The organism is Buchnera aphidicola (Lipaphis pseudobrassicae), assembly GCF_005081185.1.
In the GTDB taxonomy this organism is placed as follows: Bacteria; Pseudomonadota; Gammaproteobacteria; order Enterobacterales; family Enterobacteriaceae; genus Buchnera; species Buchnera aphidicola_AD.
On record NZ_CP034870.1, the window covers coordinates 612636 to 628664 of the forward strand.

At 24.3% G+C, this 16029-nt stretch carries 17 protein-coding genes, 3 tRNA genes and 1 pseudogene; 10 read left to right on the forward strand and 11 right to left on the reverse strand.

The window, feature by feature from the left end:
• Positions 1-228 precede the first annotated feature (228 nt).
• The 4 genes from hslV to D9V70_RS02995 all read left to right on the forward strand — a co-directional run bounded on the left by hslV (position 229) and on the right by D9V70_RS02995 (position 3647).
• Positions 229-759 carry an ATP-dependent protease subunit HslV gene (hslV, locus tag D9V70_RS02980; RefSeq protein WP_158356238.1) on the forward strand — a complete coding sequence of 177 codons (531 nt, stop codon included), beginning with the start codon at positions 229-231 and terminating at the stop codon, positions 757-759.
• A gap of 10 nt (positions 760-769) precedes the next feature.
• A complete protein-coding gene (gene hslU, locus D9V70_RS02985; protein ID WP_158356239.1) occupies positions 770-2101 on the forward strand; it encodes an HslU--HslV peptidase ATPase subunit in 1332 nt (443 codons plus the stop codon).
• 217 nt (positions 2102-2318) lie between these two features.
• Positions 2319-2792: an Hsp20 family protein gene (locus D9V70_RS02990; protein WP_158356240.1), complete on the forward strand. Its 474-nt coding sequence runs from the start codon at positions 2319-2321 to the stop codon at positions 2790-2792.
• Between the two features lie 105 nt (positions 2793-2897).
• Positions 2898-3647, forward strand: coding sequence for an FAD-binding oxidoreductase (locus D9V70_RS02995; RefSeq protein WP_158356241.1), 750 nt, complete (start codon positions 2898-2900; stop codon positions 3645-3647).
• Between the two features lie 16 nt (positions 3648-3663).
• Here the strand turns inward: D9V70_RS02995 and epmA are convergent.
• Positions 3664-4635, reverse strand: a pseudogene (epmA, locus tag D9V70_RS03000) (elongation factor P--(R)-beta-lysine ligase); the annotation flags it as partial.
• 103 nt (positions 4636-4738) lie between these two features.
• Here epmA and coaD point away from each other — a divergent pair.
• Complete coding sequence (gene coaD / locus D9V70_RS03005; protein ID WP_158356243.1) at positions 4739-5236, forward strand: pantetheine-phosphate adenylyltransferase; 498 nt, start codon at positions 4739-4741, stop codon at positions 5234-5236.
• Positions 5237-5343: 107 nt separating this feature from the next.
• On the opposite strand, the gene D9V70_RS03185 is transcribed toward coaD, so the two are convergent.
• Both D9V70_RS03185 and D9V70_RS03015 read right to left on the reverse strand, forming a co-directional pair.
• A complete protein-coding gene (locus tag D9V70_RS03185; RefSeq protein ID WP_253254807.1) occupies positions 5344-6207 on the reverse strand; it encodes a hypothetical protein in 864 nt (287 codons plus the stop codon).
• Between the two features lie 215 nt (positions 6208-6422).
• Positions 6423-6830: a hypothetical protein gene (locus tag D9V70_RS03015; RefSeq protein WP_158356244.1), complete on the reverse strand. Its 408-nt coding sequence runs from the start codon at positions 6828-6830 to the stop codon at positions 6423-6425.
• 161 nt (positions 6831-6991) lie between these two features.
• On the opposite strand from D9V70_RS03015, the gene D9V70_RS03020 reads away from it, so the two are divergent.
• Entirely contained in the window at positions 6992-7732 is a 741-nt protein-coding gene (locus D9V70_RS03020; protein ID WP_158356245.1) for a class I SAM-dependent methyltransferase, read from the forward strand.
• A 72-nt stretch (positions 7733-7804) separates the two neighbouring features.
• Here the strand turns inward: D9V70_RS03020 and D9V70_RS03025 are convergent, their stop codons facing one another.
• From D9V70_RS03025 to dapF, 3 genes are all read right to left on the reverse strand, one after another.
• Positions 7805-9280: an inorganic phosphate transporter gene (locus D9V70_RS03025; RefSeq protein ID WP_158356246.1), complete on the reverse strand. Its 1476-nt coding sequence runs from the start codon at positions 9278-9280 to the stop codon at positions 7805-7807.
• 127 nt (positions 9281-9407) lie between these two features.
• Positions 9408-10631 (reverse strand): MFS transporter, encoded by a 1224-nt coding sequence (locus D9V70_RS03030; RefSeq protein WP_158356247.1) that lies wholly within the window; start codon positions 10629-10631, stop codon positions 9408-9410.
• A gap of 29 nt (positions 10632-10660) precedes the next feature.
• Entirely contained in the window at positions 10661-11485 is an 825-nt protein-coding gene (dapF, locus tag D9V70_RS03035) for a diaminopimelate epimerase (protein ID WP_253254834.1), read from the reverse strand.
• A gap of 209 nt (positions 11486-11694) precedes the next feature.
• Here dapF and cyaY point away from each other — a divergent pair, with 209 nt between their 5' ends.
• The 4 genes from cyaY to D9V70_RS03055 all read left to right on the forward strand — a co-directional run bounded on the left by cyaY (position 11695) and on the right by D9V70_RS03055 (position 13838).
• Positions 11695-12039, forward strand: coding sequence for an iron donor protein CyaY (gene cyaY / locus D9V70_RS03040; protein WP_158356249.1), 345 nt, complete (start codon positions 11695-11697; stop codon positions 12037-12039).
• A gap of 103 nt (positions 12040-12142) precedes the next feature.
• Positions 12143-13087, forward strand: coding sequence for a hydroxymethylbilane synthase (gene hemC / locus D9V70_RS03045; RefSeq protein ID WP_158356250.1), 945 nt, complete (start codon positions 12143-12145; stop codon positions 13085-13087).
• A complete protein-coding gene (locus D9V70_RS03050; protein WP_158356251.1) occupies positions 13084-13428 on the forward strand; it encodes a uroporphyrinogen-III synthase in 345 nt (114 codons plus the stop codon). Before hemC ends, D9V70_RS03050 begins: the two co-directional genes overlap by 4 nt.
• Positions 13422-13838, forward strand: a complete 417-nt coding sequence (locus D9V70_RS03055) for a uroporphyrinogen-III synthase (protein WP_253254808.1) — start codon at positions 13422-13424, stop codon at positions 13836-13838. The genes D9V70_RS03050 and D9V70_RS03055 overlap by 7 nt, the downstream gene beginning before the upstream one ends.
• Positions 13839-13847: 9 nt before the next feature.
• Here the strand turns inward: D9V70_RS03055 and D9V70_RS03060 are convergent.
• The 5 genes from D9V70_RS03060 to trxA all read right to left on the reverse strand — a co-directional run bounded on the left by D9V70_RS03060 (position 13848) and on the right by trxA (position 15960).
• Positions 13848-13924: transfer RNA gene (locus tag D9V70_RS03060), tRNA-Pro, on the reverse strand.
• A 50-nt stretch (positions 13925-13974) separates the two neighbouring features.
• A tRNA-His gene (locus D9V70_RS03065) sits at positions 13975-14050 on the reverse strand.
• Positions 14051-14090: 40 nt separating this feature from the next.
• A tRNA-Arg gene (locus D9V70_RS03070) sits at positions 14091-14164 on the reverse strand.
• A 90-nt stretch (positions 14165-14254) separates the two neighbouring features.
• On the reverse strand, positions 14255-15514 hold the full coding sequence (gene rho / locus D9V70_RS03075; RefSeq protein WP_158337677.1) for a transcription termination factor Rho: 1260 nt from the start codon (positions 15512-15514) through the stop codon (positions 14255-14257).
• A 119-nt stretch (positions 15515-15633) separates the two neighbouring features.
• Positions 15634-15960 (reverse strand): thioredoxin TrxA, encoded by a 327-nt coding sequence (gene trxA, locus D9V70_RS03080; protein ID WP_158356253.1) that lies wholly within the window; start codon positions 15958-15960, stop codon positions 15634-15636.
• Between the last annotated feature and the right edge of the window lie 69 nt (positions 15961-16029).

The following is a 16029-nucleotide window of genomic DNA, read 5'->3' on the forward strand; positions in this document are numbered from 1 at the left end:
AAAAAATTAAAAAATTTATAAAAAACACCTAATCGTTAAAAACGAGTTGAATTAAATAAATAATATTTCATATAATAAAAAAATCTTATTTATAAAAAATATTTAGATAATAATCTAAAAAACAGTAATTTTACTTAAAATAGTAAATTATATTTTATATAAAAAATTTTATACAGTAAGTGAACGTATAAAACAAATAAAAAACGTTATGTCAAAGAGGTTTTTCTTGTGACCACAATATTAAGTGTAAGATTAAAAAATAAAGTAGTAATCGGAGGTGATGGACAAGCAACTTTAGGTAATACAATTATGAAAAGTAATGTTAAAAAGATTAGATCTCTTTACCATGAAAAAGTAATTGCTGGCTTTGCAGGAGGAACTGCAGATGCTTTTACTTTATTTGAAATGTTTGAAAAAAAATTAGCTTTATATCAAGGTCAACTACAACGTGCTGCAATTGAATTAGCAAAAGATTGGAGATCTGATAGAATGTTGAGAAAATTAGAAGCTTTATTAGCAGTCGCCGATAAAGATAGTTCATTAATTATTACGGGAAATGGAGATGTAATACAGCCTGAAGATGATTTAATAGCCATAGGATCAGGTGGTTCTTATGCTCAATCTTCTGCTCGTGCATTAATAAACAATACTAATTTAGATGCAAATCAAATTGTAGAAAAATCATTAACTATTGCAGCAAATATTTGTATTTATACAAATCACACTTTTACTATAAAAGAACTATTTTCAGAAAAATAAGGACTATTTTATGTCTTCAATGACTCCTCCTCAAATTGTTTCTGAACTTGACAAATTTATTATTGGTCAAGAAAAAGCAAAACGAGCTGTATCTATCGCGTTAAGAAATCGTTGGCGCCGTATGCAATTAAATAATGAACTTCGACATGAAATCACTCCTAAAAATATTTTGATGATTGGACCTACTGGAGTTGGAAAAACAGAAATCGCTAGACGTTTAGCTAAATTAGCAAACTCTCCCTTTATTAAAGTAGAAGCAACAAAATTTACTGAAGTAGGATATGTAGGAAAAGAAGTTGATTCAATTATTAGAGATTTAACTGATGCAGCAATAAAAATGATTAGAATCAAAAATATCGAAAAAAATAAAGCACGAGTTGAAGAAATAGTTGAAGAAAAAATATTAGACGTTCTTGTTCCAACACCCAAAAATAATTGTTCTGAAAAAGAAAAAAATGAAAGTCTTTTAAAAACTATTCAAATATTTCGAAAAAAATTAAGAGAAGGATTATTAGACGAAAAAGAAATAGAAATAAATGTACTAACAACTACTATGGGTGTTGAAATAATGGCTCCTCCTGGAATGGAAGAATTGACCAGTCAATTACAATCTCTATTTCAAAATTTAGGAGGACATAAAAAAAATAATAGACGACTAAAAATCAAAGATGCTATTATATTACTAACAGAAGAAGAAGCAGCTAAATTAATTAATCAAGAAGAAATTAAAAAAGAAGCTATCAATGCAGTAGAGCAAAATGGTATTGTTTTTATTGATGAAATTGATAAAATATGTAAAAGAGGAGGTTCTTCTGGTCCAGACATTTCTCGAGAAGGAGTTCAAAGAGATCTACTTCCATTAGTAGAAGGTTGTACTGTTTCTACTAAACATGGAATGGTTAAAACAGATCATATTCTTTTTATTGCTTCTGGTGCATTTCAAACATCTACTCCCTCTGATTTAATTCCTGAATTACAAGGACGTCTACCAATTAAAGTTGAATTACAAGCATTAACTATTGATGATTTCGAAAAAATTTTAACTGAACCTACTGCTTCAATTACTTCACAATATAAAGCACTTATGGAAACAGAAGGTGTTCATATTGAATTTACAAAAGAAGGCATACGTAATATTGCAGAAGCAGCTTGGAAAGTTAACGAATCTATGGAGAACATTGGGGCTCGTCGACTACATACTATACTAGAAAAACTCATGGAAGATATATCTTTTAATGCTGCTGAAAATAAGGGTAATAAAATCGAAATTAATTCTAATTATGTAGGACAACATTTAGATCAATTAATATCTAATGAAGATCTCAGTCGTTTTATTTTATAAGAAATTTTTAGAATATTTATCTAGTTAAATATTTATTTAACAAAAAAATTTTTAGTTAGAATAATTTTATAAATATAAATTTAATAGAAAACTGTTTTTAAAAAATAATTACAAATTACTATTGAAAAAAAAAAATAAGGCCTTATATGGAAAGATAAAGTTTCTTAATTTAATCAGTACTATTAAAATTAAAAATATTTTAAAAAAGGAGCTTTATATGCCTTATCGTTCTCTTTCATTTATTCCAAACTTTAATGATCATAATATTTTTTCAAATAGATTTAATCAAATTGATAAAATGTTTAGTACATTAACAGGAGAAAAACCAATATCTGACACACCATCATATAACATATGTCAAATAAATGAAGTAGAATATCAATTAATACTTAGTATTCCTGGATATGAAGAAAAAGAGTTAGATATTTCTGTGCATAATAATCAACTTTCAATTCAAGGAAAAAAAGAAAATAAACTAGAAAATAACAAAGTAAAATGGTTGCATAAGGGTATAATATTTAATAATTTTTCTTTAAGTTTTAACTTAGATCATAAAATTAAAGTAAAAAAAGCAGAGCTATCTTTAGGTTTATTAAAACTAGATTTTGAATGTAATATTCCAGAAGAAGAAAAACCTAAAAAAATTTCTATTAATATTCCAAATAATACAAAACAAATTGATAAAAAATAAATTTTAAAAAATATAAAAATGTTAATTTTTTTTAAATAAAAAACCATTGTACTTAAAAAATAAGTACAATGGTTAAAAATAATGATCAATTTTTGAGAACACAATATGAATCCATGGATTAATGCAGAAGTTTTAACAATAAAAAAATGGAGTAGTTATTTATTTAGTCTGATTTTAAACGCTCCTATAGCACCTTTTTGTGCAGGACAATTTACTAAGTTAGCTTTATATGATCATACTAATAAAAAAATACAAAGAGCTTATTCGTATCTTAATTCACCTAGTGAAAAGAAATTAGAAATATATATTGTTCGTGTACTAAACGGAAAGCTAAGCAATATGTTATATAATCTTCAATCTGGTGATAAAATTCTTATTAAAAAACATTCATTTGGATTCTTTATTATAGATGAAATACCAGATTGTAATACATTATGGATGTTTGCTACAGGTACTGGTATAGGACCTTATTGTTCCATTTTGAAAGAAGGTAAAAATATTAATAGGTTTAATCATATTGTCTTAGTGCATGCAGTACGATATCAACATGAATTAATTTATCTTCCATTAATGAAAAAACTATATGAAAAATATAAAGGAAAATTGAAAATTCAAACTATTGTTAGTAGAGAAGAAAATAAAAATTCTTTAACTGGTAGAATTCCTTTTTTATTAAATAACAAAATGATAGAAAAAAAAATTGGTTTATCAATTAGCCCTAAAAATTCACATGTTATGTTATGTGGCAATCCTGGTATGGTTAAAGATACCTATGATTTTTTAAAAAATAATAGAAATATGATAAAACATCTACGTCGTAAAAAAGGCAATATTACAATGGAAAAGTATTGGTAAAAATAACTATATATTTTTAGCAACGATCTAATGGAAAAGACATTACTTTACTAATACTTTTTTCATTTAAAATTAACATAATTAATCGATCTAAACCTATCGCAATTCCTGAACAATGAGGTAAACCAGAAGATAACGATTCAAGAAAAAAATCATCTATTTCTTGTATAGGAATGTTCATAGAAATACGTTTTTTATTATCTTCAATAAAACGTTTTTTTTGTTCATGAACATTTGTCAGTTCATAAAATCCATTCCCTAATTCTATTCCTTTAAAAAAAAATTCAAATCTTTCTGCAATACGGGAATCTTTTGGATGAATTGAAGCAAGACATGCCTGTTCTGCGGGAAAATGATAAACGAACAAAGGTCTTTTTTTCCCTAGTTTAGGTTCTATGCTCAATGTAAACAACAATTGTATTAATTGATGTATATTGTTTTCAAAATAAGTTAAATGATCTAATTTTAATTTTTTAGATATTTTTTTTAATTCCGATAAATTAGTAGATAAAGGATCTATATTTAAGAATTTTATAAATACGTCTTGGTAAGAAATTTTATCTGATTTGCCCCGATTTAATATGATTTGAAGAAACTGATCTATTTCCTTCATAAAATTTTTCATTGAATAAAATGGTTGATACCATTCTAACATAGTAAATTCTGGATTGTGATATTTACCTAGTTCTTGATTTCTAAAACAATGAGAAATTTGATATATAGCACCACTTTTTGCAGCTAACAAACGTTTCATATGGTATTCTGGACTAGTAATTAACCATAATTTTAATTTTTCAAAATTATCTAATGAAAAATAGTTTGTATTAAAAGAAACTAAATTTAAATCAGTAACAGTTGAACGAGATAGAATAGGTGTATCTACTTCCATAATTTTTTTTTGAAGGAAAAATAAACGAATATCAGAAATAATTTGTGATCTTTTGATTAAGTTTTTAATTGAAGCACTAGGTTTCCAGAGATTTTTTTTTTCATATCAATTCTCTTAAATATTTATTATTTAAATATAAGAAATAAAAATTGTATACTAAATAGTATTATAAATCAAAAACCAATACTTACATAAAAAAAATATGAATAAAACTGCAATATATCCAGGAACATTTGACCCAATTACTTATGGACACCTAGATATTATAACTCGATCGACAAAAATATTTGATAATATAATTGTTGCAATTTCAAATAATTTAAGAAAAAAACCTATTTTTAATTTAAAAGAACGAATAGAGTTAACTCGTATTACTACATTACATCTCAAAAATGTGAAGAAAATACTTGGTTTTAATGATTTACTTGCAAATTTAGCAAAAAAAGAAAAAACTAATATTTTAATTAGAGGAGTACGAACAATATTTGATTTTGATTATGAGCTAAAATTAGCTGCTATAAATAAACAGATTTATCCAGAGTTAGATAGTATATTTTTACTTTCTTCTAAAGAAGTTTCTTTTATATCTTCATCTTTTGTTAAAGAGATTGCTAAATATAAAGGTGATACAAAACCATATCTTCCCAAAGCAGTACATTTTGCATTATTAAAAAAACTTAATAATATCAATGAACTATAATATGTATTCTAATTTTGTTAAAATATAATAGGGCATATTAGATATATATGCCCTATTATAAAATTAGTTTATTTTATAGTATATAATATTGATATTATTTTTATTTTTTAATTTACAAAATGTGAATATTTAATTATTGGTAAATTGTTTGGAAAAATAATTATCGTTGCTCGTATCCCTAAAGTTTTATATTTTTTAATATAATTATCATTTTTTACGTCTAAATCAGATAAATGAGTCGCAACTAGCTTTATTGAACCATTATCTAAACTATTGATTTTATAAATATTTCTTGAATTTCTTATTTTATATTCATTTATTTCTGGATGTTCAGAAATAAACTGAAGATAAGATTGAGATAAAAATTTTTTATTTGCATATATTGAAATTAATTGTTGAGAATCTATATCAGGTATTATTTTTTTAAAATCTTTTATCATTTTTTCACGATCATTAGAAAAGATTAAATTATCATTTATGATAAAAATAGAAGAATAAGAATCATTCATAAATGTTTTATCTAGTTCATTAGAAAATTTTAAATTTTGATAACATTTTTGAAAATGTTCAATCGTATCTCTGATATTTTTTAATGAATCTAACTGATCTGATACTTTCCATGATTGATTATTATTTAAATTAAAATCTTCATAATAAGATTTTTGTATACTTTTATCCATTCTTTCTTGAAAATTATTATCAATTTTTAGAATACTATTTCTACCTTCTAAATCAAAATTTTCATCTAATCTTACAGAATTATAAAAATCATTTTGATTATTTTTAGGAGTGATAGTAAGAAGATCTGGGAAAGAACTTTGATATTCAGGGTGTTTTGGATTATTATTCAATTCATTAACAATTTTTATTTTTCCTTTGTTTCTAATTTTCTCAATTATTGCTCTCATAAAAATTTTTGAAGATTCAATAGTTTTTTTTAGTTCTTCGACATATTCAGATAAAGAAATCATATTTTCATTATTTGAACTAGGTCCTAAATCTCTATCTGAAAAAAATATTGTGTTAATTTTTTTTCCATTAAATAGTTTTATTGTTTGTTTTTTTACACTTTTATAAGTTTTTACTACTTTTTTTTTGAGTGCATCTAAAATGTCACGTGTAATTCTTATAATGTTGAAATCTAAAAATTTTTTATCAAAAATTTTTATTTTGTTATTGAGGAAATTTAGCGAGGAATTATTAAAAATTTTTTTTTCATTAATATATTATTGACAGAAGTATTATGAAATAAATATGTAATATTATTTTGATTTGACAAAGAGTAAAATTGTTTCGCATTATATTTTTTATATATATTTTTATTTTGTTGATTTCTTAATAATTTTGATAAAATTAAAAATTTTTCATCTATTTTATCTGATCCCTTTAAATTATTACTAATATTAGTTTTAAAAATGTTATATATCTTATTTTCTTTTTTGTTTTCTATAGTTTCATGTTGAATTTTTTTTTTGATGTTATTTAAATTCTTTATATTTTTAACATGTTTTAATAATTTTCTATTAGAATCTTGATAAATATTTAATGAATGTTTTTTTCTTATTATATCTATATTAAAAAAATTAGATGACATAATATTTTTATCCTTTTAATAAATTTATATAAAAAAATTGATGTATTAAATTATTTTTATATATTTTTATATGTAAAATATGTAAAAAAATGATCAATTTACATTCTAAATATATTTTTAAAAAAGTCAATTATTAATTATGCATATTAAGAAGGTAAAAATTGAAAATACACTTATCTTTCAAATTTCAAAATAAAAGATTAGAGAACTTAATTAAACAATTTAATTTAAAACATGATGAAAATTGCTCTATATCTTTAATAATAAACTCTGATTCATTAGAACTTTATAATCGTGAAAATTATAAACAAAAACCTATAAAAATTGATTTTACTTCAAAAAAAAATAATTATAGATGTTTTTCTATTAGAAAAAAAAGTGACATATTAGTTAAAGCTATAGGTATTCGTAAAACTTATTATCCTTTTATTTTAGATGCAACAGCAGGTTTAGGAAATGATGCTTTTATACTCTCTTTTTTAGGTTGCAAAGTATTAATGATAGAACGTCATCCTATAGTTGCCGCATTATTAAAAGATGGTTTACAAAGAGGATATAGAGATCAGAAAATAGGATTTTGGTTAAGAAAAAGATTACATTTAATTTTTAATGATAGTTTTAACATTCTTAAAATGAATGTTTTAAAACCAGATGTTATCTATTTAGATCCTATGTATCCTATCAGTAAAAAAACGTCTTTACCAAAAAAAAATATGCAAATTTTTAGAAAATTGATAGGACAAGATTATGATTCTAATAATTTATTAAAAATTTCTAGAAAATTAGCAAAAAAAAGAATTGTTGTTAAACGTCCTTCTTATGCAGAACCTTTATCTACAGATAAAATAAATTTTACTGTTGTGGGTAAAAAACATCGTTTTGATGTATATAGTCCTTTTTAAAAAACAGGAGTACATATTTTTCAAACGTACTCCTTTTTAAAAAAATATTATTAATATTCTTAATTTGATATCTTATATTAAAGATAATGCTATCCAATATAAAAAACTAGACAATAAAATTGAAATAGGCAAGGTTAATAACCATGCTAAAGCAATATTTTTGATGGTATTCATTTGAATTCCATCACCATCTATTAACATTGTTCCTGCTACAGAAGATGATAAAATATGTGTAGTAGAAACAGGTATTCCTGTATAACTTGCTATACCAATAGAAAATGAAGCAGTAATTTGCGCTGACATAGCCTGTGCATATGTCATTCTTTTTTTTCCTATTTTTTCACCAATAGTAATAACTATACGTTTCCAACCTATCATTGTTCCTATTGATAAAGATAATGCAACAATTAATATAATCCACATTGGTGCGTATTCAATTGTTTGAAGTATATCTTTTTTACTTTTTATTAAAAAAGATTTATCTTTGGAATTAAGATTAAAAGTATTTATTTTTTGATCAATTAAATCTGAGATAGATAATAAAAAATGACGTAATTGTAATCTTTTTTTAACGTCTAACGTGTTATAATTAGAAATATCTTGTAACAAAAATTTAGTTTTTTTAATATTTTTTATAACATTGTAAATATTAGAATAATTATCTAAACGATTTATCCCTTTTTGAATTTTAATTTCATTTGATATATTTTTATAGTTTTTTAAAAAATACTTTTCTAATTGATTAATTGTATTTTTAGTACAAATTATCTCATTTTTATCAGCATTTAAATTTATTAAAAAAGAAGAAGGAACAATTCCTATGAGAACAAGCATTATTAATCCAATCCCTTTTTGTCCATCATTTGCACCATGAGCGTAACTTACACCAATAGATGACAAAATTAGTGCTATTCGAATAAAAAATGGTGGATTTTTCTTGCCATCTTTCTTTTCTCGTTCAATTGGAGTCATATGAATTCGATAAAAATTTCTATTGATATTATTTGTATAATACCGTAATAAAAAAATTAAACCTCCTGCTATTATTAATCCTACAATTGGAGAAAAAATAAGAGATAAAAATATACTTTGCATTTTAGGAATATTAAGTGCATTAATTAAAGATGAACCTGTTACTATTGCATTAGTTAAACCAATTCCAATAATTGCACCAATAAGAGAATGTGAACTTGATGCAGGTAAACAAAAATACCAAGTGCATAAATTCCACATTATAGCAGCTAATAAAATAGAGAAAATCATTGCAAGAGCGTTTTTTGACGTACTATTTAATAACAAGTCATTAGGTAATAAATGTACAATTGCGTAAGCAACAGTTAAACCTCCTAAAATAACACCTAAAAAATTAAATATACCAGACATTATAACTGCAATATTAGAAGACATTGCTCGAGTATAAATTAAGGTTGATACTGAATTTGCTGTATCGTGAAAACCATTAATAGCTTCGTATAATAAAACAAAAAATAAAGCTAAAAAAAGAAATAAACTATGATTTAAATCAGAATAAGAAAATAAATATAGCATAATATTTAAGCCATTTTGATGAATCAAACTAATTTTATTATCTGTGAGAAACTATGTTTGAGGAAAGTAAAATATGAATTTTATTTATAAATATATTATCTATGATACTTTTAAAAAACATAATTTTTTATAATGCTTTATTTTTTTTAAGTTGATATGATAAAAAAATTGCTAATAATAACATTATTATTATAAAAATTGAAATGCCAAACCATTTTAAATGAAACCAAAAAAAACCACCAAATGTACCGAATACACTTGAACCTAGATAGTAAAAAAATAAATATAAAGAAGTAGCTTGCACTTTTGCTGTTTTTGTATAAGAACTAATCCAACTACTAGCAATAGAGTGAGATGCAAAAAAACCACTAGAAAAAATTATTAATCCTAAAATTATTATAAACAATTGATTGTACTGTGTAATAAATACTCCAGTTAACATTAGACACAATGATATTATAAGTATATTATTACGAGAATATTTTTTAATCAAAATACCAGCTTTAGGTGAACTATATACTCCAGTTAAATAAATCGTAGATAATAATCCTATACTAGATTGACAAAGAAAAAATGGTTCTAACATTAAACGATAACCAATGTAATTAAAGATAGTAACAAAACTACCCATAAGCACAAAGCCTATTAAGAAAAGAATAAATAATTCAGGTTTTTTTAATTGTGAGTAAAAACGATTTAAAAAACTATAAAAATTAATAGAAATGGAACAAAAATTTTTAGATTGAGGTAAAAAATATAAAAAAAAACAAGAAGATATTAAAGAAAACAATCCAATTGTTACAAATGCAATTTTCCATGAAAATTGATCACATAAAATACTACTTAAAAATCTTCCTGAAAATCCACCTATAGTGTTTCCACTTATATATAAACCCATACAAAAAGATAAAGAACTGGGATGTATCTCTTCACTAATATATGTCATTGCAACTGCTACAACTCCACTTAATGCTAAACCTGTCAAAGCACGAAATAAAACAATAGTTGACCAGCTAGTCATTAATGAACATATTATTGTTAATATTGCAGCTATAAACAAAGAAGTTGACATAATTAATTTTCTGCCTAATACGTCAGATAATGGTCCAGTAAACAACATTCCTAAAGCCATCATTCCTGTTGCTGCAGATAAAGATAAACTACTTTCTGCTGGGGTTAAATAAAATTCCTTAGAAAATACTGGTAAAATAGATTGTACACAGTATAAAATAGAAAATGTAGAAAAACCACCTGAAAATAAAGCTAAAATAACACGATTAAATTTTTTTGTATTTTTTTTTATATATTCTTTATTTTTTAACAATTCTTTTTTTTCTTTTAATGATATCAAAATATAACTCCTTTTTTATTGAAAAAATATTATATATATATATGTCCATCATAAACATGTTTTGCAGGTCCTGTCATATAAAGAGGATGCCCAAATCCTTTCCAGGTTACAATTAGGTTTCCACCTAATAAATTTACTTGAACATTATGGGAAAGTAAATTTTGAACAATGCCTACAGCTACTGCTGCGCAAGCACCACTACCGCAAGAATAGGTTTCACCTACATCACGTTCGTATACTCTTAATTTAATATTATTTTTATTTATAATTTCCATAAAACCTACGTTAATTCCTTGTGGAAAAATAATGTTTTTTTCTATACGTTTACCGAGTATATTTACAGGTGCATTTTCAATAGTTTGAACTTTAATAATACAATGTGGGTTACCAATAGATACAAAACTACACATTAAATTTTCTTCAATAAGTTTTGTTGAAAAATTATTATATGAAATATTTTTTAACAAAGTAAAATTTTCTAATTTAAAGCTTGGTTCACTCATATTAACTTTAATCATATTATTAGATGTAAACTCAATGATTAATTTTTTTGCTTTTGTACTAACAGAAATTCTTTTTTTTTCTGTTAAACCTTTTAACAATAGAAAAAGACCAAAACATCGCGCACCGTTACCACATTGTTCAACTTCATTTCCATTTGAATTAAAAATTCTATAATTAAAATCAAACATAGAATTATTTGGTTTTTCTACTAATAATAATTGATCAAAACCAATTCCAGTATGTCGATTAGATAATTTTTTAATAATAGATGATGATAGAAAAAGATTTTGATTAATGCAATTGATAATCATAAAATCATTTCCTAGACCATGCATTTTAGAAAAATATATCTTTTTTTTATTTTTATAGTATAAAATCATTTTTTCCTTAATAGATTATCTAATATTTTATTAAAAAATGTATTTTCGTATACATTTGTATTTATAAATAGTCAGTTGATGTTTAAATTATACTGAAAATAAGATTATATAAAAACAGATTAATCTAATTATTTTTATTTTTTAAATTTGTTATAATAAAAAAATAAAGGAGAAAAAAAATGAAAGAAATAATTTTAAACGAAAAAAATAATTTTTTTACTTTAGTAAATAATTTGTTTCAAAAAATAGAAGATACTTTAAATTTATATGAGAATGAAATTGATATAGATTATGAAGTTCAAGATTATGTTATGACTATTAATTTTTCAAATAAAAGTGTTATTATAATTAATAAACAAGAAGTATTAAAACAAATTTGGTTAGCAACTAAAGTAAATGGATATCACTTTAATTACAATAAAAATGAATGGATTTGTAATCGTAGTAACAAAAACTTTTGGGAAATATTTGAACATGCATTTTTTATGCAATCAAATAAAAAAATTTTTTTTTATGAAAGATAATTTTTTTAATATAAAAAATATGCTAAAGTTTTTTTTGTATTTAAATTTTATAATGTGTAAATAAAAAATAAAAAAATGCTCCTATTTTAATATGAATTGTAATATGCAAAATAAAACATTAAGAATTGCTACTAGAAAAAGTCCTTTAGCTTTACAGCAAACCAAATATGTTCAAAAAAAAATACTATCTTTATATCCAAATTTAAATATAAAATTGGTACCTATTGTTACTCATGGAGATAATATTTTAAAAAAATCTCTTTCAAAAATCGGCGGAAAGGGATTATTTATAAAAGAATTAGAAATTGCTCTTCTAGAAAATAAAGCTGATATTGCAATTCATTCTATGAAAGATTTACCGGTAAATATCACCAAAGAATTATGTTTAGTTAGTATTTGCAAACGAGGAAATCCTTTAGATACATTAGTATCTAATCACTATAAGTCAATTGATAATTTACCTAAAGGGGCTATAGTTGGAACATCTAGTTTAAGAAGGCAATGCCAATTAATTACTTATAGACCTGATTTAATTGTATCTCCTTTAAGAGGCAATGTAGAAACGAGAATTGCAAAATTAGATCAAGGAAAATATGATGCAATCATTCTTGCTACAGAAGGATTAAATAGATTAAATTTACAACATCGAATTACTCAAATTATACCTGCAGAACTATCTCTTCCCTCATGTGGACAAGGTGCAATTGGTATTCAATCAAGAGCGCATGATAAAAAAGTATTATTTTTTTTATCACATCTTAATCATATAAATACTTTTATTGAAATTAATGCAGAAAGAGCATTTTGTAGGAAACTTAATGCGGGATGTCAAATTCCAATAGGAAGTTATGCTATAATAAAAAATGATAAAATTTGGTTAAGAGGATTAGTAGGATCACCTAATGGAAAAATTATATTAAAGGGAGAAAGAATAGATTACTATAACAAAACAGAAAAAATGGGATATTCTCTTGCTGAAGAATTATTAAAAAACGGAGCAAAAAAAATTCTTGAAGAACTCTATTTAAAAGAATCTTATTATATATGAAAATATTAGTAATTAAGCCTGTTGTATCAGGAAAAAAATTAGTTAAAAAATTGAAAAAAATAGGTATAAATTCTTGGAATTTTTCTTTTTTTGATTTTTTTCCTAGTAATAGTTCAATCAATTTATCAAATAAGATTAATGAATTATATAAATCAAATATAATTGTTTTGTTTTCTAAACAATCTGTTTATTATACAAATTTATATTTAAATACTAATAATTTAAAATGGCCTGATTCTGTAAAATATTTTACTATTGGTAAAAGTACTGCACTTTTTCTTTATAAATATATAAAAAAAAAATTTTTTTTCCTATACACGAAAATAGCGAAAGTTTGTTAAATATATTATATAAAAAATTATTAAAAACAGATATTATAACATTATTACAAGGTGAAAATGGACGTAAATTAGTAGAAAAAAATTTAATAAAAAATAATTTTAATGTTGCTACTATAGAATGTTATAAAAGAATTTTAAAAAAATTAGATATTAACAAAGAAGTTAAAAAATGGTATTCATACAAAATAAATACTCTTGTAGTAACAAGTAGTGAAGTTTTATATCATATGCAAAATACTATTTTTATTTTTAATAAAACCCATTGGTTATTAAAATGTAAAATATTTGTAGTAAGTATTAGATTGTTTAAAATTGCGAAACAGTTAGGATGGAAAAATATAATAGTATCTAATTTTGCTAATAATGATTGTTTAATAAAAATAATTAAGAGAGAACTATTTAATCCATAGATCTTTTATTGGTCGGCGAAAGAGGATTTGAACCTCTGACCTACTGGTCCCAAACCAGTTGCGCTACCAAGCTGCGCTATTCGCCGTTTTTATAAGATTAAAAATAAAATGGTATTTCTGATTATAATATTGTTAATGGGGTGGCTAATGGGATTCGAACCCATGACCTCTGGAATCACAATCCAGAGCTCTACCAACTGAGCTATAGCCACCAAATAATAAAAAAATGAATTGTTATTTTTTTATAACCAGTGCGCTCGACAGGATTTGAACCTGATACCTCTATCTTCGGAAGATAGTGCTCTATCCAAATGAGCTACGAGCGCGTAAATATAATTATCAATTAGATTTTAAGATTAATTATGTTTGATGTCCAGCTTTTTTTACAAAAAATATAAGTAAAATGCTAAAAATATTTATGAACGTTTCATCATATCAAAAAATTCATCATTAGTTTTAGTCATAGATAGTTTATTAAGTAAAAATTCCATTGCATCTATTTCACTCATAGGATGAATAATTTTTCTTAAAATCCACATTTTTTGAAGTTCATCTGGTAAAGTTAATAATTCTTCTTTTCGAGTTCCAGAACGATTATAGTCAATAGCCGGAAAAACTCGTTTTTCAGCAATTTTTCTAGATAATGGTAATTCCATATTTCCTGTTCCCTTGAATTCTTCATAAATAACTTCATCCATTTTTGAACCTGTATCAACTAACGCTGTTGCAATAATTGTTAAACTTCCTCCTTCTTCTACATTACGTGCAGCGCCAAAAAAGCGTTTAGGTCGATGTAAAGCATTAGCATCAACACCACCTGTTAAAACCTTTCCTGATGCAGGTACTACTGTATTATAAGCACGAGCTAAACGAGTAATTGAGTCTAATAAAATAATCACATCTTTTTTATGTTCTACTAATCTTTTTGCTTTTTCAATTACCATTTCAGCTACTTGTACATGTCTTGATGCAGGTTCATCAAAAGTAGAAGCTACAACTTCACCTTTAACTAATCTTTGCATTTCAGTAACTTCTTCTGGTCTTTCATCAATTAATAAAACCATTAAAACACAATCTGGATGATTATAAGCAATGCTTTGAGCTATATTTTGGAGTAGTATTGTTTTTCCTGCTTTTGGAGGTGCTACAATCAATCCTCTTTGTCCTCTACCAATAGGAGATGCCAAGTCTAATACTCTCGCTGTTAAATCTTCAGTTGAACCGTTTCCGCGTTCCATTCTTAATCGAGAATTAGCATGTAATGGAGTTAAATTTTCAAATAAAATTTTACTTCTTGCATTTTCAGGTTTATCATAATTAACTTCATTAACTTTGAGTAATGCAAAGTATCTTTCACCTTCTTTTGGTGGTCTGATTTTACCAGAAATTGTATCACCTGTACGTAAATTAAATCTACGTATTTGACTAGGTGAAACATATATGTCATCGGGACCAGCCAAATAAGAACTATCAGCAGAACGTAAAAAACCAAATCCATCTTGTAATATTTCTAAAACACCGTCTCCAAATATATCTTCTCCACTTTTTGCATGTTGTTTAAGGATGGCAAAAATAATATCTTGTTTACGCATACGCGCTAAATTTTCCAACCCCATTTTTTCACCAAGAGTAATTAATTCAGAAACTGGCATATTTTTAAGTGCGGTAAGATTCATAATGGTGGGTTCTTAGTAAAATCGGGGTAAATCTCGAAATAGAAAGTATTACATAATTTTAAAATTTATTAAAAATTTACAATACATTTTAAATATTTTAATTAATTATTTTAGTATTTTTAATTAACATATTCATCTAAAAATTCTTTAAGCTGTAATTTAGAAATTGCTCCTACTTTAGTTGCAACAACTTCTCCATTAAAAAATAATAGTAATGTTGGTATACTTCTAATCGAGTATACTGGAGCAGTATTTGGATGTTTTTCTATGTTTAGTTTTCCAATAATAATTTTATTGTGATATTCTTCTGAAATTTCATTTAGAATAGGTGCTAAAATTTTACACGGATTACACCATTCAGCCCAAAAATCAACTAAGATAAAATCTTTTATTTTTAAAACTTTTTCTTCAAAGTTTTGATCAGTTAATTCGATTATGTTATTCATTTTATATTTTTACTCAGAAGTAAAGAAATTTTAAATTTTTATAAAAATATTATATCATTTCTAAAAAAT

Coding starts and splice junctions, on each gene's coding strand:
- hslU (WP_158356239.1), top strand. CDS start 770: ATGTCTTCAATGACTCCTCCTCAAATTGTTTCTGAACTTGACAAATTT.
- D9V70_RS02990 (WP_158356240.1), top strand. CDS start 2,319: ATGCCTTATCGTTCTCTTTCATTTATTCCAAACTTTAATGATCATAAT.
- D9V70_RS02995 (WP_158356241.1), top strand. CDS start 2,898: ATGAATCCATGGATTAATGCAGAAGTTTTAACAATAAAAAAATGGAGT.
- coaD (WP_158356243.1), top strand. CDS start 4,739: ATGAATAAAACTGCAATATATCCAGGAACATTTGACCCAATTACTTAT.
- D9V70_RS03185 (WP_253254807.1), bottom strand. CDS start 6,207: ATGATTTCTTTATCTGAATATGTCGAAGAACTAAAAAAAACTATTGAA.
- D9V70_RS03015 (WP_158356244.1), bottom strand. CDS start 6,830: ATGTCATCTAATTTTTTTAATATAGATATAATAAGAAAAAAACATTCA.
- D9V70_RS03025 (WP_158356246.1), bottom strand. CDS start 9,280: ATGCTATATTTATTTTCTTATTCTGATTTAAATCATAGTTTATTTCTT.
- cyaY (WP_158356249.1), top strand. CDS start 11,695: ATGAAAGAAATAATTTTAAACGAAAAAAATAATTTTTTTACTTTAGTA.
- hemC (WP_158356250.1), top strand. CDS start 12,143: ATGCAAAATAAAACATTAAGAATTGCTACTAGAAAAAGTCCTTTAGCT.
- D9V70_RS03050 (WP_158356251.1), top strand. CDS start 13,084: ATGAAAATATTAGTAATTAAGCCTGTTGTATCAGGAAAAAAATTAGTT.
- rho (WP_158337677.1), bottom strand. CDS start 15,514: ATGAATCTTACCGCACTTAAAAATATGCCAGTTTCTGAATTAATTACT.
- trxA (WP_158356253.1), bottom strand. CDS start 15,960: ATGAATAACATAATCGAATTAACTGATCAAAACTTTGAAGAAAAAGTT.